This window comes from Mesorhizobium sp. B2-8-1, from assembly GCF_006440955.1.
In the GTDB taxonomy this organism is placed as follows: Bacteria; Pseudomonadota; Alphaproteobacteria; order Rhizobiales; family Rhizobiaceae; genus Mesorhizobium.
In genome coordinates, this window is record NZ_VFTX01000007.1 from 52095 (window position 1) to 69894 (window position 17800).

Consider the following 17800-nt stretch of genomic DNA (forward strand, 5'->3'; position numbering starts at 1 on the left):
AGATTGCACTTTTTGCCCGCGATTGTGGCATCAGTGCGCCATTGCTGAAGATTCTGCAACGCTTGGATGTCGCGGCCCCCATGATATTACTCAACAATTGTTAAATCCTGTCGCGCAACGCGAACCAGTTGAGCGCCAGGAAAAGCAGCGGCGCGCGCAAGCGCCGGCCACCGGGGAACGGCGGAATCTTCAAATCCTCGATCAGCTTTAGCCGGTCGCGGTTGCCGGCTACCGTTTCGGCATAGAGCTTGCCGAAGAAGTTCGACAGCATGACGCCGTGGCCGGAATAGCCGCCGGCCGAGATCACATTCGGCATGACTTCGCGCACGAACGGCTTTCTCGGCACCGTGATGCCGACATAGCCGCCCCAGCCATGCGTGATTTCGACGTCCCTCAGTGCGGGATAGAGTTCCGCGATCTGGCGGCGGATATGGACATGGATGTCCTTGGGGTCGTTGACGCCGTAGACCTCGCGTCCGCCGAACAGCAGCCGGCCATCCCTCGACTTGCGGAAGTAGCGCACGACGAAGCGGGAATCATCGACGGCCTCGCCGCCCGGCAGCACGTTCGAATCCGCTCCAAGCGGCACGGTCGCGCCGATGAACGAGCCGATCGGCATGATGTGCGCGGCACTCACCGGTTCGAGCGTGCCGCCATAGGCATTGACCGCGATCAGGCATTTCTGCGCTGTGATCGTCCCCCTGGCTGTCGAAACCTTCACCGTGCCGCCGCTCGAAACAATGCCGGTCGACGGCGTCGCTTCGAACAATCGTGCGCCGGCCTGTGCCGCCGCCCGCGCCGTGCCGATCACCAGTTTCATCGGATGGATATGGCCGGTGCCGGTGTCGCGCGTCCCGCCGAAATAGGCTGTCGAGCCCAGCCGCTGCGCAGTTTCCGTCGCGTCCATGAACGAAATGTGCGGATAGGAGAAGCGGCTGGCCATGATCTCGGCATGCGCCTTGTAGTCGTCGACATAGCGCGGCTTGTGCGCAACCGAGAGCTGGCCCGGCATGTAGTCGATATCGATCTGGTTGGCGGCGGCGAATTCGAGCAGATGCGCCTTCGCCTCCTCGGCGAGGTCGAACAGTGCCTTGGCGCGGGAAAACCCGTACTCGGCCTCCAATTCCTCGGCCCAGGCGCGCTGCCCGGTGCCGAGCTGGCCGCCATTGCGCCCGGAAGCGCCGTCTCCGAAGCGATACGCCTCGATCAAAACCACATTGGTGCCCGCCTTGGCCAGATGCACCGCCGCCGACAAGCCGGTGAAACCGCCCCCGACGATAACGACGTCGCAGCTCCGGTCACCGTCCAGCGCCGGATACTCGGGTCGCGGGCCGGCCGTGTCCTCGTACCAGGAACGGCCGGGGGAGATCGGGGATTGGTAGGGCATGATGCTCACGGAGTAGGGGAGTAGGGGAGTAGGGGAGGCTATTCCGGGGACAATTTGCGGATCAAAAGCCGCAAGAGCTTCCCCACACTTTCGGTGCTGGCCAACAACGACGCTGTCGCCGCCTGCGAGGCGATGCCAGTCCGCTCAGCGATCAGAAGTTGAGTTTCCAGCTCCTTCAATGATCCCTGGGCGATGCGAAGAAACTGTTGGTAGGATCCTCGAATTTCTCTACCATACCCCTCAGCTATATTTGCCGGCACCGAGCTTGCGGAACGGCGGACTTGGCTGGTCAATCCATAAAGTTCCTCCTTGGGCCATGATTTTGTGGAGCTGTAAACTGCCACAGCAAGATCCATTGCCTGCTGCCAAACAAGCAAGTCCTTGTAAGAGCCTGTCTTTTCGGCCATTCATCCCTACTCCCCTACTCCCCTACTCCCCTACACATTGAGCAACAAATACTCCCTCTCCCAAGGACTGATCACTTCCATGAACGTCTCGAATTCCGCCCGCTTGATCGCCGCATAGGTCGCGGCGAAGGACTTGCCCAAAAGCGCGCAGAGTTCCTCGTCGCCCTCGAACAGGTCGACGGCTTCGAGCAGGCTACGCGGCAGGTCGATCTCGTCGGCATTGGCGGTGGTCAGCACCGGAGGTTCGGCCTTGATCTTGTTGGTGATGCCGATCAGCCCGCAGGCGAGCGAAGCGGCCATTGCCAGATAGGGATTGGCGTCGGAGGAGGGGATGCGGTTTTCGACGCGGCGCGCCGCCGGATCCGAGCGCGGCACGCGGAATGCCGTTGTGCGATTATCGTAGCCCCATTTGTTGTTGACCGGAGCCGAGGCGGACTGCGTCAGCCGGCGGTAGGAATTGACGTAGGGCGCAAACATGACCAGCGCGTTCGGCACATGCTTCTGCATGCCCCCGATGAAATGGAAGAAGTCCTCGGTTTCCGAGCCGTCCTCGGCCGAGAAGATGTTCTTGCCCGTCTTCTTGTCGATGATCGACTGATGGATGTGCATGGCGGAGCCCGGCTGACCCTGGATCGGCTTGGCCATGAAGGTGGCGTAGATTTCGTGTTTCAGCGCCGCCTCGCGAATAGTGCGCTTGAACATGAACACCTGGTCGGCGAGTTCGACGGGATCGCCGTGGCGCAAATTGATCTCGAGCTGGCCGGCGCCCTCTTCATGGATGAGCGTGTCGATCTCCAGGCCCTGGCTTTCGGAAAAATGATAGATGTCGTCGATCAGCTCGTCGAACTCGTTGACGCCGGCGATCGAATAACCGGCGCCGCCGCCGATCGCCCGCCCCGAACGGCCGACGGGCGGCGTCAGCGGGTAATCCGGATCCGGGTTTTTGCGCACCAGATAGAATTCGATCTCGGGCGCCACCACCGGTTTCAGCCCGCGCCTGTCATAGGCGGCCAGAACACGCTTCAACACGTTGCGCGGCGTGAATTCCACCGAACGGCCGTCCTGGTGGACGAGGTCGCAGATGACGGCCGCCGTCGGGTCTTCCTCCCAAGGCACCACCGTCAGCGTCGACAGGTCCGGCATGAGCTTGAGGTCGCCGTCGTCCTCCGGATAATGGAAGCCGTTGCCGTCTTCGGGATAGCCGCCTGAGATGGTGGTCATGAATACGGCTGAAGGCAGCGCCAGCGAGGTGTTGGAGGTGAATTTCTTTGACGGCATCATCTTGCCGCGGGCAACGCCGGCCTGGTCAGGTGTAATGCATTCGATGTCTTCGATGCCGCGCCATTCCAGCCATTCGCTGACTTCCTTCCAGTTCTTCACACCACGCAGGTTTTTCACGAAGGCAGGCGTGCGGGCGCGCCCTCCGCGGTTCGACGGACGGACTTCCTTTTTTGCAGGCGGCATCATTCACCAGATTGGGTTGCGGATTTAGGAGTATAGCTGTGCCCGGCGACCGAAGGGAAGGGGAGCAGCCGGCATTGGCCGTTGCGGTTGAAAATCGCGGCTGCGAGATTAGGTTCAGCCTCGTTCACACACGAGAAGGCGTCGATGCAGAAGACCGGCGAACTGACCACCATAGGCTTCGATGCCGACGATACGCTGTGGCAGAACGAACAGTTCTTCCGCATGACCGAGAAGCGCTTTGCCGCCATGCTTGCCGATCACGGCGAAGAGGAACATATCTCGGCACGGCTGCTGGAGGCGGAGAGACGCAATCTTGCCGTCTACGGTTTCGGCATCAAGGGCTTCACGCTGTCGATGATCGAGACGGCGATCGAGGTCACGCAAGCCCGCGTCCCGGCTTCGGTCATATCGGAGATCCTCGGCGCCGGCCGCGAGATGCTGAGCCACCCGATCGAGGTCTTGCCGCATGCGCGCGAGACGGTGGAACGGCTCGCCGGCGCCTATCGCCTCGTGCTGATCACCAAGGGTGATTTGTTCGACCAGGAACGCAAGCTGGCCGGGTCCGGCCTCGGCGATCTGTTCGACGCGATCGAGATCGTCAGCGACAAGAACGCGGCTACTTATGCGCGCGTTTTCAGTCGCCATGGCGACGGCCCGGCCAGGAGCATGATGGTCGGCAATTCGCTGAAGTCCGATGTGGTGCCGGCCATCGAGGCCGGCGGCTGGGGCGTTCATGTGCCGCATGAATTGACCTGGGTGCTTGAACATGTCGAAGCGCCCATTGCCGAACCGCGCTTCCGGCAGATCTCCGATCTCGGACAACTGCCCGAACTGATCGAAAGCCTCGCCGGATAGGCTTGCTTGCCGCCTTCAGCGGTTGACCAGCCGATCAATCACCGGCTGCAAGCGCTCGGGCGTAATCGGTTTGGCCACCACCGCGTCGACGACGTTTGAAAGGCCAAGGCTCTCCGGCGTGCCGTTCTTGGTTGAAAGCAGTACCACGGGCGGGAGCGATTTACCCGAAGCCCGCCGCAACATCTCGATGCCGGGCATCAGAGTGTCGCAGTCCCTGTTATCGGCGCCGCCGTCCAGGACAATCACGGCCAGGACCAGCAAGCGCAAGGTCTTCGCCGCCATGTCGGGTGATTCCGAGATCGGCTTGAGCCCGGACCGCTCGACGATCTTGGAAATCACCACCCGATTGATCGGCGACTTGCCGACAACGAGCACCTGCGAGGTCTGACGGATCGTCTCCGTGGCTGAATCCCGGCTCACCAGATTCGGATGTCTCGCGCTTTCGTCGTCACGCTTCACTGGGCACCCAAGTCAGCCAAGAAACTCGTCCCATTTCAATGCAGAGTTGAAATCAGGCGACAATTGGCGTGAGATCGCGGTCCCTGTCAAGCCGAAATAAAAAGCTGGGGAAAGCATTCCCGCAGCAGTCAATTCAAGCAACAGTACTGTACTGCTCTGTCCATTCCTTGGTTGCATGAAAATAAAATTCACCTGCGCATACACGGCGCAGGTGAGAGGCGGGCCTGCGCGATCTTCGATCAGCCATGGCTTTGCTGCGTGACGATGACCGGGATCAACAGGTCCCCCCAATTGCCGTCGCCGCCATGGTGTCGTGCCGAGCGCACCAGCTCGACCGAGACGCCGGCTTCCACCGCCTTCATCACCGACTGGTTGAGCCGGTGCAGATCGTTGGCCAGCATGCGGATCGTCGCTTGCTGGTCGATGCTCATCGTGGTCGACTGCTCTTCGGCCCGTTCCTTGACGCGGCTTATCGATGCCATTGGTCTTCTCCTTGCTGTATGCCCTTGGGCGTTTGCCGAGATCCCTGGTTTGCTATTCCGCAGCCGGTTTGAACTGGGCGTGCTCGGTCGATTCATGCATGGCCGTGGTCGATGACCGTCCGCCGGTGATCGCCATCGACACGGCATCGAAATAGCCGGTGCCGACCTCGCGTTGGTGCTTGGTCGCGGTGTAGCCGTTGGCCTCCGCCGCGAACTCGGCTTCCTGCAACTCCGAATAGGCTGCCATCTGCCGCTCCTTGTAGCCGCGGGCGAGTTCGAACATGCCGTAATTGAGCTGGTGGAAACCGGCCAGCGTGATGAACTGGAACTTGTAGCCCATGGCGCCGAGCTCTTTCTGGAACCTGGCGATCGTGGCGTCGTCGAGGTTCTTCTTCCAGTTGAACGAAGGCGAGCAATTATAGGCCAGCAGCTTGCCGGGGTGATGCCTGTGCACGCCCTCGGCAAATCTCCTCGCCTGCGCCAGGTCGGGCTTCGAGGTTTCGCACCAGATCAGGTCGGCGTGGGGAGCGTAGGCGACGGCGCGCGCGATGCAGGGCTCGATACCGTTCCTCACCTGGTAGAAGCCTTCCACCGTGCGGCCGGCGTCGTAGTCGACGAAGGGCTGGTCGCGCTCGTCGATGTCGGAGGTGAGCAGCTTCGCCGCTTCCGCGTCCGTGCGCGCCACGACCAGGGTGGGCGTGCCCATCACGTCGGCAGCCAGGCGTGCGGCATTGAGGTTGCGGATGTGGGCCGCGGTAGGGATCAGGACCTTGCCGCCGAGATGGCCGCACTTCTTTTCCGACGCCAATTGATCCTCGTAATGGACGCCGGCGGCACCTGCCTCGATGAACGCCTTCATGATCTCGAAAGCGTTGAGCGGCCCACCGAAGCCGGCTTCGGCATCGGCGACAACAGGTGCGAACCAGGTATCGACCGAAAGCCCCTTGCCTTCGGAGGTCTCGATCTGGTCGGCGCGCTGCAAGGTGCGGTTGATGCGCTTGACGAGTTCGGGGGCAGCGTTGGCCGGGTAGAGCGACTGGTCCGGATACATGGCCGAGGCGGTGTTGGCGTCGGCGGCGACCTGCCAGCCAGACAGGTAGATCGCCTTCAGCCCGGCGCGCACCTGCTGCATGGCCTGGTTGCCGGACATGGCGCCGAGCGCGTTGACGAAGTCCTCCTCGTGGATGAGCTTCCACAGCCGGTTGGCGCCCATTTCCGCCAGGCTCTGGCGGATCTGCACCGAGCCGCGCAGTCGCGTCACATCCTCCGGCGAATAGGGACGTTCGATGCCATCGAAGCGGCCCTCGGGGGCCGAGGGGACGAGGTTGTAAAAATCAGTCATGCTCTACTCCGGAGGATTGTTTCTTTGCGGCTCGGCGGCATTCCTCGCCGCGTTTGGATGTGACGGAATTTACAGTGCGAGGCGAAAAGAGCCATGCAAATCGAAGAATCAGGCCTTGAATAAGGGAAAATCTGTATTGTGTTTGACAGACGGGCGAGGTAAATTTGTGATTATTGTAAAAAGTCGCATGGAAGCGTAGCAGCGACTGCAATGTAAATTCCTGTCAAGGAGCCGTATGGCCGACCAGAAGATATTTGCCGGGCCGCGTATCCGCCGCATCCGTAACGCCAAGGGCCTGACCCAGACGGCAATGGCCGGAGGCCTGGGCATCTCGCCATCCTATCTCAACCTGATCGAGCGCAACCAGCGGCCGCTGACGGTGCAGTTGATCCTGAAGCTGGCGTCCGTCTACAAGGTCGATCCGCATGAGCTGCAGGGCGAAGCGGGCGGCTCTGTCGCGGCCTTGAGGGAAGTGTTTGCCGATCCGCTGCTGGCTGGCGAATTGCCGGGAGACCAGGAACTGATCGAGCTTGCCGAAGCCGCGCCCAATGCCTCCGCGGCCGTGATAAAACTGTTCCGTGCCTATCGCGAACAGGCCGAGCGCCTGTCCGATCTCAACGAGCTTCTTGCGCGCGAGGGGCGGGTGACGGCGCTTTCCAGCGCCCGCCTGCCGATCGACGAGGTGCATGAGATTTTCGAGCGTCGGCCGAACCATTTTGCGCATATCGAGGAAGAGGCGGAAGCATTCACTTCGGTGCTCGATCCCGGCGATGATTTGTCTGCTGCGCTGAAGGGCTGGCTGAAGCGCGAATACGGCATCGTCGTCAAGGTGCTGCCGGTCGCCACCATGCCGAACTGGCGCCGCCGCTACGATCGCCATTCGCAGCGCCTGTTCCTGTCCGAGCGCCTGTCGCCGTTCGACCAGTTACGCGAAATGGCGATGGAGGCATGCCTGATCCGCATGACCGTCGCGATAGCCGGCGAGATCCAGGCGTTGAAACTGTCCACAGATGAGGCCCGCCGCCTCGCCCGGTTCGAACTCGGGCGCTACGCGGCGCATGCGCTGATGATGCCTTACCAGGCTTTCCACGCGGCGGCCGTTCGTGCCCGCTACGATATCGACGTGCTGCGCTCGCGCTTCGGCGTTTCCTTCGAGCAGGCGGCCAACCGGCTGACCACGCTGCAGCGGCAAGGCGCCTCGGCCGTGCCGTTCTTCATGCTGGAGATCGACAATGCCGGCAATCGCTTCCGCAAAGCCGGCAGCCTGGGCTTTCCGCAAAGCCGCTTCGGTGGCGCTTGTCCCAAGCTTCCCGTGCACGTCGCCTTCAGCCAGCCCGGCCAGATTTTCGTGGAAGCGGTGGAAATGCCCGACGGCGCCGAGTTCCTCTGCATCGCCCGCACGCTGGAAGGGCCGCAAGGCGCGTTCTCCGAGCGGCCGCGCCGTACTGCGCTGCTGCTGGGGTGCGACATCGGCTTTCGCGACGACATCGTCTACGGTGCGGCACTTCCCGGCCCGACGGCCGGAAAAGGCGGAGCTGGCGCGGTAGCGGCGACGCCGGTCGGGCCCGCCTGCCGGCTTTGCGAGCGCGTCGGCTGCCTGACGCGCGCCGAGCCGCCGGTGACGCGCCCGCTTGGCCTCGACGAGATGGTGACAGGCCTGAGCGCCTTCGATTTCCAGTGACGCTTCGCAAGGCGGACTTGCCACAATCGCCGGCGGTCTCTGGATCACGCCGGGCCCGCGCCTTTGCGTTACGCGAATGAGGTACGTTTTTGTCGTCCCTTGCGCATTGTGCCGTTCTCAAACATCGACAGTCGTACCCATGACCGACACAGCATCATCGCCGATCGCTCGTTCATCGACCGTCCCGCAGCGGGAGGAGCGCATCGGCTTCCTGCTCGTGTTCCTGTCGGCATTGATGTGGAGTTTCGGCGGCACGATCGCCCGCTTCATCACCGCCGGCGACAGCTGGACGGTGGTGTTCTGGCGTTCCGTGTGGGCGGCCGCCTTCCTGCTCTGCTTCATGGTCTGGCGTGACGGCTGGCGCGGCATGCTGAGGTCGTTTCGCGGCATGGGCCTGCCCGGCCTTGCCGTGGGCTTCTGCTTCGCCACCGCGTCGACCTCTTTTGTCGTGGCGCTTGCCTACACCACCGTCGCCAACATCCTATTGATGCAGGCCGGCGTGCCGCTGCTTGCGGCGCTGTTTGCCTGGGCGCTCTTTCGCGAAAGAGTGGCGGTCGCGACCTGGCTGGCGATTGCCGCCGTCATCGCCGGTGTCGCCATCATGGTGTCGGAATCGCTGGATGGCGCCGTTTCGCCCATGGGCGACGGGCTGGCGCTGCTGATCGCCGTCATGTTCTCGATCGCCACGGTCATCACCCGGCGCTTTTCCAGCGTGCGCATGACGCCGGCGACCTGCCTCGGCACGATCCTGGCGGCGGGTTTTGCCGCCTCGCAGGCTTCGACCTTCGCCGTATCGGGCATCGACATGGGTTTTCTCTTCGTGTTCGGGGTGGTCAATCTGGGTCTTGGCCTCGCCTTCTTCGCCACCGGCGCGCGGCTGATCCCGGCCGCCGTTGCCGCGCTGCTAGGCACCTTTGAGCCGATCCTCGGGCCGATATGGGTGTGGCTGATCCACTCCGAGGTCCCGTCGGGCCGCACCATCGTCGGCGGCGCGGTGGTGGTCACGGCGCTGCTCGTCCATATCGGACTGGAGTTCAAGCGACAGACGCGGCCAGTCAGGGCAGGGGTCACCGGCGTGCCGTCGCCGAATTGATGCGGCGCCCTAGCTTTGCCATTGACAAGTTCGCTGCCGCGCGGGCAGGCTGGGACCACGGCAACAACAAGACAGGCTTATCTTGCCAAGTCTCCCCGGCGACCCGATCGAGACCGGATCATATTCCAGTATTTCTGCCTGCGCGGCGGCGAAAGCTTCTGACGATGCGGCGACTCCTTCCAGCCCAGGACAGTGGCGCGCGAGCATCGCTTGCGACAGCCGGCGGCGCGGCAATTGGCGCTTGTCGCCTCCTGGAAAGCTCAATAGTCTGAAGCAAATGCCCGGCCGCGCGGATACCGCGACGCGCCGGCGATGGAACACTCACAAAGGAGAATAACATGATCCGCAAAGCGCTCTGGCTTTCGGCGACTTCGGCATTTCTGGCGCTCTTTACGCTCGGCGGCCACGCCGAGGACCGCGTCGTCAATGTCTTCAACTGGTCGGACTATATCGACCCCTCGGTCATCGACGATTTCACCAAGCAGACCGGCATCAAGGTGGTCTACGACACGTTTGATTCCAATGAGATCCTGGAAACCAAATTGCTTGCCGGCGGCAGCGGCTATGACGTCGTCGTCCCGAGCGGCAATTTCCTTGCCCGCCAGATCCAGGCCGGCGTGTTCCAGAAGCTCGACAAGTCGAAACTGCCGAACCTCTCCAACATGTGGGACACGGTTTCGGAACGGACCGCCAAATACGATCCGGGCAATGAATATTCGATCAATTACATGTGGGGCACGGTCGGCCTCGGCTACAACATCAAGAAAGTGCAGGCAGCGCTCGGCACCGACAAGATCGACAGCTGGGACGTGTTCTTCAATCCGGAAAAGCTGGCCAAGCTGAAGGATTGCGGCGTCTATGTCCTGGATTCGCCGACCGACATCTTCCCGACCGCCTTCAAATATCTCGGCATCAATCCTGAGACCACGTCGCCGGACGATTTTGCCAAGGCCGAGGAATTGATGATGAAGATCAGGCCCTACATCAGGAAGTTCCATTCCTCCGAATACATCAACGCTCTGGCCAATGGCGATATCTGTCTGGCGGTTGGCTGGTCGGGCGACGTGTTCCAGGCGCGCAACCGCGCCGAGGAGGCCAAGCAGGGCGTCGAGATCGGCTACGCCGTGCCGAAGGAAGGCGCCGAAATGTGGTTCGACCAGATGGCAATCCCTGCCGATGCGCCGCATGTCGCCGAGGCGCATGAGTTCCTGAACTATATGATGAAGCCGGAGGTGATCGCCAAATCGTCGAACGCCGTGCTCTATGCCAACGGCAACAAGGCTTCCCAACAATTCGTCGACAAGGCGCTTCTGGAGGATCCCGCTGTCTACCCGGACGCCGCGACCTTGCAGAAGCTCTTTACGATCTCGCCCTACGATCCCAAGACCCAGCGCGTCATTACGCGCACCTGGACCAAAATCGTCACCGGTCAGTAGTCAGTCCGAGGAGGCCCGGCAGTCACCCTGCCGGGTCTCCTTCTTTTCGATGGGGCAAAACAGCAGCGGAGTGGCACATGAAATCGCTTGGCAGCATCCGCAGGGATTTCGCGCCTTGGAACGATCCGAACGCCAAGCCATACATTCAGTTCGACAACGTCTCCAAGAAGTTCGGCGACTTCACCGCCGTCAACAATCTCTCGCTGACCATATTCGAGCGCGAGTTCTTCGCCCTGCTCGGCGCCTCCGGTTGCGGAAAATCGACGCTGCTCAGGATGCTCGCCGGCTTCGAGGAGCCGACGGCCGGCCGCATCCTGCTCGACGGCCAGGATCTGCGCGGCATCCCGCCTTATCGCCGGCCGGTCAACATGATGTTCCAGTCCTATGCCCTGTTTCCGCATATGACGGTGGAGAACAACATCGCCTTCGGCCTCAAGCAGGAAGGGATGGCCAAGCCAGACGTCGAAAAGCGCGTCGCCGAGATGCTCAAGCTGGTCAAGCTCGAGCAGTTCGCCAAGCGCAAGCCGCACCAGCTCTCCGGCGGCCAGCGCCAACGTGTCGCGCTCGCCCGTTCGGTCGCCAAGCGGCCGAAGGTGCTGCTGCTCGACGAGCCGCTCGGCGCGCTCGACAAGAAGCTGCGCGAGGAGACGCAGTTCGAACTGATGGACCTTCAGCAGGAACTCGGCCTCACCTTCGTCGTTGTCACCCACGACCAGGAAGAGGCCATGACCATGGCCGACCGTATCGCCATCATGGACAAGGGCGAGGTCATGCAGGTCGCGACGCCGGCGGAAGTCTACGAGGCCCCGGCGTCGCGCTTCGTCGCGCATTTCGTCGGCAACGTGAACATGTTCGAGGGCAAGGTTGCCGAACGGACGGACAAGACGGCGCGCATCACCGGAGCGACCGGCGCCCAGATCCTCGTCGAGAATGCCGGCAATGCCGCCGCCGCGGGCGCCGATATCGTCTTCGCGATCAGGCCGGAGAAGATCAAGGTGTCGTCCAAGAAGCCGGCCGATGGCGTCAATGCGCTGGAGGGCGAAGTTTACGACATCGCCTATCTCGGCGACATGACGGTCTATCACGTCCGGCTGGACGACGGGCAGCTCGTGCGGGCAAGCGCCTTGAACGCGGCGCGCATCACCGAGGACCCGCTGACCTGGAACGACCGCGCCTGGGTCTCTTTTCGGCCGGATGCCGGCGTCGTACTGACGCGGTAGGGGGCTGACATGTCCGACATCGCCGCCACCGACGCCGCCCTACCGGCCGCGGCAAAACCGTTGCTGGCGCGGCTGGGCGCCGGCTTCGTCAACCGTCTCGTCATCTTCATTCCCTATCTCTGGCTGCTGTTCTTCTTCCTCGTCCCCTTCATCATCGTCTTCAAGATCTCGTTGTCGCAGACGGCGATCGCCATGCCGCCCTATACGCCGGTGCTTGATTTCAGCGATGGCGTCTCCGGCTTCTTCGCGGGCTTTCGCGATCTCAACTTCGACAACTATGCCTGGCTGACGCAGGACGCGCTCTACTTCAACGCCTATGTCACCAGCTTGATCATCGCGGCGATCTCGACCGTTCTGACGCTGATCGTCGGCTATCCCATAGCCTACGGCATGGCCCGCGCGCCGGCGACGATCCGCCCGACCTTGCTGATGCTGGTCATCCTGCCGTTCTGGACCTCGTTCCTGATCCGGGTCTATGCCTGGATCGGCATCCTGAAGCCCGAGGGGCTGCTCAATCAGTTGCTTCTGTCGCTGCATCTGATCAACCAGCCGCTGGTCATCCTCAACACCTATACGGCGATTTTCATCGGCATCGTCTACTCCTACCTGCCGTTCATGGTGCTGCCGCTCTATTCGTCGCTGGAAAAAATGGATTATTCGCTGATCGAGGCGGCCAAGGACCTTGGTTGTCCGCCGACCAGTGCATTCTGGAAGATCACGTTCCCGCTGTCATTGCCCGGCGTCATCGCCGGCTGCCTGCTGGTGTTCATTCCGGCGGTCGGCGAATTCGTTATTCCCGATCTGCTTGGCGGTTCGCAGACGCTGATGATCGGCAAGACGTTGTGGAACGAGTTCTTCGCCAATCGCGACTGGCCGGTCTCTTCAGCTGTCGCCGTCATCCTGCTGCTGTTGCTGACGGTCCCGATCATGATCTTCCAGCAGGCCCAGGCGAAGGCGCAGGAGCAGGACAAATGAACAGCAGCTGGAGCCGCTTCAACATCACCTCGATCGTGCTCGGTTTCGCCTTCCTCTATCTGCCGATCGTGCTGCTCATCGTGTTCTCCTTCAACGAATCCAAGCTGGTCACCGTCTGGGGCGGCTTTTCGACCAAATGGTACGTGTCGCTGTTCCACAATCAGGGCCTCATGGACGCCACCTGGGTGACGGCGCGCGTCGGCGTCATTTCGGCCACGGCGGCGACCGTGCTCGGCACGTTGGCGGCGCTGACACTGACACGCTACACGCGTTTCCGGGGCAGGGTGCTGTTCTCCGGCATGGTGTTCGCGCCTTTGGTCATGCCCGAAGTCATCACCGGCCTGTCGCTGTTGCTGCTCTTCGTCGCTGTCGGCCTCGACCGGGGCTTCCTCACCGTCACACTCGCACACACCACCTTGACGATGTGCTTCGTCGCCGTCGTCGTGCAGTCGCGCCTTGTGTCTTTCGACCGCTCGCTCGAGGAGGCGGCGATGGATCTCGGCGCGCCGCCGGTCAAGACATTCTTCCAGATCACGCTGCCCGTCATCCTGCCCGCGATCGTGTCGGGGTGGATGCTTGCCTTCACGCTCTCGCTCGATGACCTGGTCATCGCCAGCTTCACCTCGGGGCCGGGTGCGACCACGCTGCCGATGAAGATCTACAGCCAGGTTCGTCTCGGCGTGACGCCGGAGATCAACGCCGCCTGCACCATTCTGATCGCGGTCGTCGCGGTCGGCGTCATCGTCGCTTCGCTTGCCAACAAGCGTCGCGAGGTGCAGCGCCAGCGCGACGAGCAGGCCGCGCAACGCGGCTGAGCATGATCCCGAAAAGTGGGCACCGGTTTTCGCGGACAAACGGTTCCGTTTGTCGAGATCATCTTTGAACAAAGAGGCCGAAAGACTGCTTATTCGCCCGACACGCCGCGGTTGATCGGCGAAATGAACGGCGTGCTCCATGTCCCCCCAACGAAGAAGGACGATTGCTTGGGGCCTTGCTGGCCGTTTGCCTGCGTGGCGACCTGATCCGGCTGGATGACACCGCCGGACAGCGCCAGCCCCCGTCCCGCATAGGAGGCGATGCCGGAAAGCCAGATCTTGTACTTCGCCGAATTGGCCTCGGCCTTGTCCAGCCTCGCCACGCCTTTCGAGATGGTGGCCTTCAGTTCGGCGCCATCGATCGGCAGTGTCCCGTCCGAGACGTCGTCAAGTGCGAAGAAGCCGCCCTGTTCGGTATGCTTGAGAAAGGCCGGCAGGTTGAACTTGCTGAGCGCGCCTGGCCCGAAGGTCGCCGAAACCGAGCCGTCGGCGGTTTCGAAGATCGAGTCCCAGGTCCTGCCGGGCCCTTTGAGGATGACGGACACGGTCCCCGTGCCGACCGGCACCAGCCGCGTCATCCCGGCCGCCGTGCCGAAAGCGCCGCCATCGATATCGGAAGCCAGCAGCCGGATCTCGACCTGGCTGCCCTCGGGCTTGCGGTCGAAGCGAAGGCTGCTCTGGATGTTGCCGCCAAAGGCCGAGGCATCGGAAATGTCGAAAACGGACAGGCCATCCTTGACCTGCGCCGTGGCGGCGACGTCGGCAAGCTGGATGGAGCCTGCCGTGGCGTGCGCCGCCGACAGCCTGAGGTCGAGATTGACCCGGTCGGCGAAATTCGTGTCGACTTCGCTCGGACCTGCCCCGCTTGCCGGCCCGAGCGGCGTGAAGGCGGACAGGAACGACCTCAGATCGAGCGTGTCGAAGGCGAGCGTGCCGGAGATCACCGGCTGTGCGTCGCCAAGCGACAGGTCCAGCGCACCCATGCCTGGGTTATTGTCGAGGGAGAGTGCGGTGTTCTCGAATTTGACGCGCCCCGCCGTCGCGGTCACCTTGCTCGAGATGCTGACGGAGCCGATCGCGGCGCCCGGCGCGATATCGGCCTGCGACCATTCGAGCACACGCCGCAACGAGGGCGCTGAAAACTTGGCCTGGCCGTCGAAATAGGCGTTTTCGGACATGCTGGCCGTGCCGTCGAAGGAGAAGGTGGCGGGCGCCGCCTTGAACGACAGGGTGAGCGGCGCCATGCCGCCGGCAAACAACACCAGCGGCTTCGGCGATCCGGCATCCACGGCGACGCTTTCGCCGCGCCAGATGCCGGTCGCCGAGAGCGTCGCATTGCTGTTCATCGCCGCCCATGTCGCCTGGCCGCTCAGGCTACTCAGCACCTCTTCGTCCTTGCCGTTGACGGACGCCACCATGCGGCCGTCCCTGAACTCCACCGTGCCGAAAGTGTCGGCCGGTAGCTTGTCAAGATCGGGTTTGGCGGGGTCCGCACCGACCACGCCGCGCGCCACGTCGATGGCGCGTGCGATGCGGCCGCCGGTCGGAGCGGTGGGCAGGAACAGGCCGCTCGCCGTGCGCTGGACCCTGATCGTCGGCCGCACCAGCCGCGCCGTGGAAAACACCACGTCGCCGCGCAGCGCCGCCATGGCCGAGAGGTCGACCTCGACCCGTTCGGCCTCGACGACCGGTGGTGCGTCGACGTCGGTCCACTTCGAAAGCGTCACATCCGTCAGGATCGCCCGGAAGTTCGGCCAGACCTCGATGCGCGGCGAGCCTTCGATGGCAACCCGGAAACCGCTCCAGGCACTCAATTCCCAGGCGATACGATCGCGCACGATACGCGTCGAAGCGATCAGCGGCAGGGCGGCGACCACCAGCGCGATGACGATCACGGCAGCGCCGATCGCCCATGTTCCGCGTCGGATCAAAGATGATGGCATATCGCCCCGTATGCTTTCGTTCCGACAAAAATCGTCCGGCGGGTGTAAACCCGGTCGTCACCACGACTTCCAGTCGTCACTACGACTTCTAGTCGTCACTACGACTTAGGGTCGAGGCATTTCAAGTCTTTATGGCCCGGCGATGGCATTTGCGCACATCTGGACGCCTCGGCCGAACAAAATCTTGCTCTGCTGTGGCGCAATATGCATAAGCGGTGGCGATCCTGGGAGGACCCATCATGGCTGCCGAAGTACCACTCTGGACCCCGACGCAGGACCAGATTGACGCTGCGCCGCTGACCGCCTTCATGAAGGCCGCCGCTGCAAAAAGCGGCATGCCTCTGAGCTCCTATGCCGACCTTCACCGTTGGTCGGTGGCGGACCGCGAAGCGTTCTGGAGCCTGGTCTGGGATTTTTGCGGCATCGTCGGCGACAAGGCCAGCGCCGGAAGCGAGCGTGTGCTCGTCGATGGCGAGAAGATGCCGGGAGCGGCCTTCTTTCCCGACGCGATGGTGAATTTCGCCGAGAACCTCCTGAAGAAGACCGGAGCAGGAGAGGCGATCGTGTTTCGCGGCGAGGACAAGGTCGAGCGCCGGCTGTCCTGGAACGAATTGCATGCGCTCACCTCGCGCTTCCAGCAGCTCTTCCTGTCGCTCAAGGTCAAGAAGGGCGATCGTATCGCTGCGATGATGCCCAACATGCCGGAAACGGTCGCCGCCATGCTCGCGACCGCCTCTATCGGCGCGGTGTGGTCGTCCTGCTCACCGGATTTCGGCGAGCAGGGCGTTCTCGACCGGTTCGGGCAGATCGAACCCGTCGTCTTCATCGTCCCCGATGGTTACTGGTACAACGGCAAGGCGATCGAGGTCGCCGACAAGATCGCGGCGGTGGCCGCAAAGCTGGGCACTGTCCGCAAGGTGGTGGTCGTTGACTATCTCGGCACCTCGGCCGATGTCGCTGATACGATCGATAAGGCCGTGGCGATGGAAGAGGCGCTGTCGCCCTTCGCGGTCAGGCAGGTCACCTTCGAGCGGCTGCCGTTCGCGCATCCGCTCTACATCCTGTTCTCGTCCGGAACGACCGGTATCCCCAAATGCATCGTCCATTCGGCCGGCGGAACGCTGATCCAGCACCTCAAGGAACATCGCCTGCACGCAGGCCTGCTCGACGGCGACCGCTTCTTCTACTTCACCACCTGCGGCTGGATGATGTGGAACTGGCTGGTGTCGGGCCTCGCTTCGGGCGCGACGCTGCTGCTCTATGACGGCTCGCCCTTCTACCCCAACGGCAATGCGCTGTTCGACTTCGCCGACGCCGAGAAGATGACCTTCTTCGGCACCTCGGCGAAATTCATCGATTCGGTACGCAAGGCCGGCCTCAAGCCGATCCAAAGCCATGATCTGTCAACCGTGCGCGCCATCTCCTCGACGGGCTCGCCGCTGTCGCCCGAGGATTTCCGCTTCGTCTACGACGGGATCAAGAAGAATGTGCATCTGGCATCGGTCTCCGGCGGCACCGACATCGTTTCCTGCTTCGTCCTCGGCGTCCCGACTGAACCGGTATGGACCGGCGAGATCCAGGGACCAGGCCTCGGCCTTGCTGTCGACGTCTGGGACGACGACGGCAAGCCGGTCAGGCAGGAGAAAGGCGAACTGGTCTGCACCAAGGCGTTCCCGGCAATGCCGATCGGCTTCTGGAACGACCCCGAGGGCAAGAAATACCGGGCTGCCTATTTCGAGCGTTTCGACAATGTCTGGTGCCATGGCGACTTCGCCGAGTGGACCGCTCATGGCGGCATGATCATCCATGGCCGCTCCGACGCGACGCTCAATCCGGGTGGTGTGCGCATTGGTACGGCGGAGATCTACAATCAGGTCGAGCAGATGCCGGAAATCCTGGAGGCGCTCTGTATCGGTCAGGATTTCGACAATGACGTGCGCGTGGTGCTGTTCGTGCGGCTGGCCGCCGGCGTTCAGCTCGACGAGGATCTGGAGAAGCGCATCCGGGCGAAAATCCGCGCCGGCGCCAGCCCGCGCCACGTGCCGGCCAGGATCATCGCCGTGTCAGACATTCCTCGCACCAAATCGGGCAAGATCACCGAGCTTGCGGTGCGCGACGTCGTGCATGGCCGCGCCATCAAGAACAAGGAGGCGCTCGCCAATCCCGAGGCGCTCGAGCTGTTCAGAAACCTGCCGCAATTGGCCGAGTGACCGCCCCGCCCGGCATGGTTAATCAAATCTG

The 17800-nt window shown here is 62.6% G+C and carries 15 protein-coding genes; 8 read left to right on the forward strand and 7 right to left on the reverse strand.

The genetic code is table 11. The features are described from left to right. Positions 1-100: 100 nt before the first annotated feature. From FJ428_RS18990 to FJ428_RS19000, 3 genes are read right to left on the reverse strand one after another with little or no spacing between them, the layout of a single operon-like run. The gene (locus FJ428_RS18990) at positions 101-1387 is read right to left on the reverse strand and encodes an FAD-binding oxidoreductase (RefSeq protein WP_140650834.1); all 1287 of its coding nucleotides are present in this window, start codon (positions 1385-1387) and stop codon (positions 101-103) included. 38 nt (positions 1388-1425) lie between these two features. After that, entirely contained in the window at positions 1426-1794 is a 369-nt protein-coding gene (locus FJ428_RS18995; protein ID WP_140561378.1) for a four helix bundle protein, read from the reverse strand. 30 nt (positions 1795-1824) lie between these two features. Beyond that, the gene (locus FJ428_RS19000) at positions 1825-3261 is read right to left on the reverse strand and encodes a glutamine synthetase family protein (RefSeq protein WP_181165364.1); all 1437 of its coding nucleotides are present in this window, start codon (positions 3259-3261) and stop codon (positions 1825-1827) included. 141 nt (positions 3262-3402) lie between these two features. Here FJ428_RS19000 and FJ428_RS19005 point away from each other — a divergent pair, with 141 nt between their 5' ends. Beyond that, positions 3403-4113, forward strand: a complete 711-nt coding sequence (locus FJ428_RS19005; RefSeq protein ID WP_140498531.1) for an HAD family hydrolase — start codon at positions 3403-3405, stop codon at positions 4111-4113. A 15-nt stretch (positions 4114-4128) separates the two neighbouring features. Here the strand turns inward: FJ428_RS19005 and FJ428_RS19010 are convergent, their stop codons facing one another. The 3 genes from FJ428_RS19010 to aceA form a co-directional block, all read right to left on the reverse strand. Further along, complete coding sequence (locus tag FJ428_RS19010) at positions 4129-4572, reverse strand: response regulator (RefSeq protein WP_140498530.1); 444 nt, start codon at positions 4570-4572, stop codon at positions 4129-4131. A 239-nt stretch (positions 4573-4811) separates the two neighbouring features. Beyond that, positions 4812-5054, reverse strand: a complete 243-nt coding sequence (locus FJ428_RS19015; RefSeq protein ID WP_140498529.1) for a hypothetical protein — start codon at positions 5052-5054, stop codon at positions 4812-4814. 52 nt (positions 5055-5106) lie between these two features. Beyond that, the gene (gene aceA / locus FJ428_RS19020) at positions 5107-6396 is read right to left on the reverse strand and encodes an isocitrate lyase (protein WP_140498528.1); all 1290 of its coding nucleotides are present in this window, start codon (positions 6394-6396) and stop codon (positions 5107-5109) included. 235 nt (positions 6397-6631) lie between these two features. Between aceA and FJ428_RS19025 the strand changes: the two genes are divergently transcribed. From FJ428_RS19025 to FJ428_RS19050, 6 genes are all read left to right on the forward strand, one after another. Then, positions 6632-8077, forward strand: a complete 1446-nt coding sequence (locus tag FJ428_RS19025; RefSeq protein WP_140625418.1) for an XRE family transcriptional regulator — start codon at positions 6632-6634, stop codon at positions 8075-8077. 139 nt (positions 8078-8216) lie between these two features. Then, a complete protein-coding gene (locus FJ428_RS19030; RefSeq protein ID WP_140525264.1) occupies positions 8217-9170 on the forward strand; it encodes a DMT family transporter in 954 nt (317 codons plus the stop codon). A gap of 338 nt (positions 9171-9508) precedes the next feature. Then, a complete protein-coding gene (locus FJ428_RS19035; protein ID WP_140558069.1) occupies positions 9509-10606 on the forward strand; it encodes a polyamine ABC transporter substrate-binding protein in 1098 nt (365 codons plus the stop codon). A gap of 77 nt (positions 10607-10683) precedes the next feature. After that, positions 10684-11826 carry an ABC transporter ATP-binding protein gene (locus FJ428_RS19040; protein WP_140513400.1) on the forward strand — a complete coding sequence of 381 codons (1143 nt, stop codon included), beginning with the start codon at positions 10684-10686 and terminating at the stop codon, positions 11824-11826. A gap of 9 nt (positions 11827-11835) precedes the next feature. Next, positions 11836-12801 (forward strand): ABC transporter permease subunit, encoded by a 966-nt coding sequence (locus FJ428_RS19045; RefSeq protein ID WP_140498523.1) that lies wholly within the window; start codon positions 11836-11838, stop codon positions 12799-12801. Continuing rightward, positions 12798-13616: an ABC transporter permease subunit gene (locus FJ428_RS19050; RefSeq protein WP_140513402.1), complete on the forward strand. Its 819-nt coding sequence runs from the start codon at positions 12798-12800 to the stop codon at positions 13614-13616. Before FJ428_RS19045 ends, FJ428_RS19050 begins: the two co-directional genes overlap by 4 nt. 89 nt (positions 13617-13705) lie before the next feature. Here the strand turns inward: FJ428_RS19050 and FJ428_RS19055 are convergent, their stop codons facing one another. Next, the gene (locus FJ428_RS19055; RefSeq protein WP_140879947.1) at positions 13706-15559 is read right to left on the reverse strand and encodes an AsmA family protein; all 1854 of its coding nucleotides are present in this window, start codon (positions 15557-15559) and stop codon (positions 13706-13708) included. 239 nt (positions 15560-15798) lie between these two features. Between FJ428_RS19055 and FJ428_RS19060 the strand changes: the two genes are divergently transcribed. Beyond that, entirely contained in the window at positions 15799-17769 is a 1971-nt protein-coding gene (locus tag FJ428_RS19060) for an acetoacetate--CoA ligase (protein WP_140879948.1), read from the forward strand. Positions 17770-17800: the final 31 nt, after the last annotated feature.

Bases quoted from the DNA above. Each gene is read 5' to 3' on its own strand.
- FJ428_RS19050 (WP_140513402.1), top strand. From the start codon at position 12,798: ATGAACAGCAGCTGGAGCCGCTTCAACATCACCTCGATCGTGCTCGGT.
- FJ428_RS19055 (WP_140879947.1), bottom strand. From the start codon at position 15,559: ATGCCATCATCTTTGATCCGACGCGGAACATGGGCGATCGGCGCTGCC.
- FJ428_RS19060 (WP_140879948.1), top strand. From the start codon at position 15,799: ATGGCTGCCGAAGTACCACTCTGGACCCCGACGCAGGACCAGATTGAC.
- FJ428_RS18995 (WP_140561378.1), bottom strand. From the start codon at position 1,794: ATGGCCGAAAAGACAGGCTCTTACAAGGACTTGCTTGTTTGGCAGCAG.
- FJ428_RS19040 (WP_140513400.1), top strand. From the start codon at position 10,684: ATGAAATCGCTTGGCAGCATCCGCAGGGATTTCGCGCCTTGGAACGAT.
- FJ428_RS19035 (WP_140558069.1), top strand. From the start codon at position 9,509: ATGATCCGCAAAGCGCTCTGGCTTTCGGCGACTTCGGCATTTCTGGCG.
- FJ428_RS19025 (WP_140625418.1), top strand. From the start codon at position 6,632: ATGGCCGACCAGAAGATATTTGCCGGGCCGCGTATCCGCCGCATCCGT.
- FJ428_RS19000 (WP_181165364.1), bottom strand. From the start codon at position 3,261: ATGATGCCGCCTGCAAAAAAGGAAGTCCGTCCGTCGAACCGCGGAGGG.
- FJ428_RS19030 (WP_140525264.1), top strand. From the start codon at position 8,217: ATGACCGACACAGCATCATCGCCGATCGCTCGTTCATCGACCGTCCCG.
- FJ428_RS19005 (WP_140498531.1), top strand. From the start codon at position 3,403: ATGCAGAAGACCGGCGAACTGACCACCATAGGCTTCGATGCCGACGAT.
- FJ428_RS19015 (WP_140498529.1), bottom strand. From the start codon at position 5,054: ATGGCATCGATAAGCCGCGTCAAGGAACGGGCCGAAGAGCAGTCGACC.
- aceA (WP_140498528.1), bottom strand. From the start codon at position 6,396: ATGACTGATTTTTACAACCTCGTCCCCTCGGCCCCCGAGGGCCGCTTC.
- FJ428_RS19045 (WP_140498523.1), top strand. From the start codon at position 11,836: ATGTCCGACATCGCCGCCACCGACGCCGCCCTACCGGCCGCGGCAAAA.
- FJ428_RS18990 (WP_140650834.1), bottom strand. From the start codon at position 1,387: ATGCCCTACCAATCCCCGATCTCCCCCGGCCGTTCCTGGTACGAGGAC.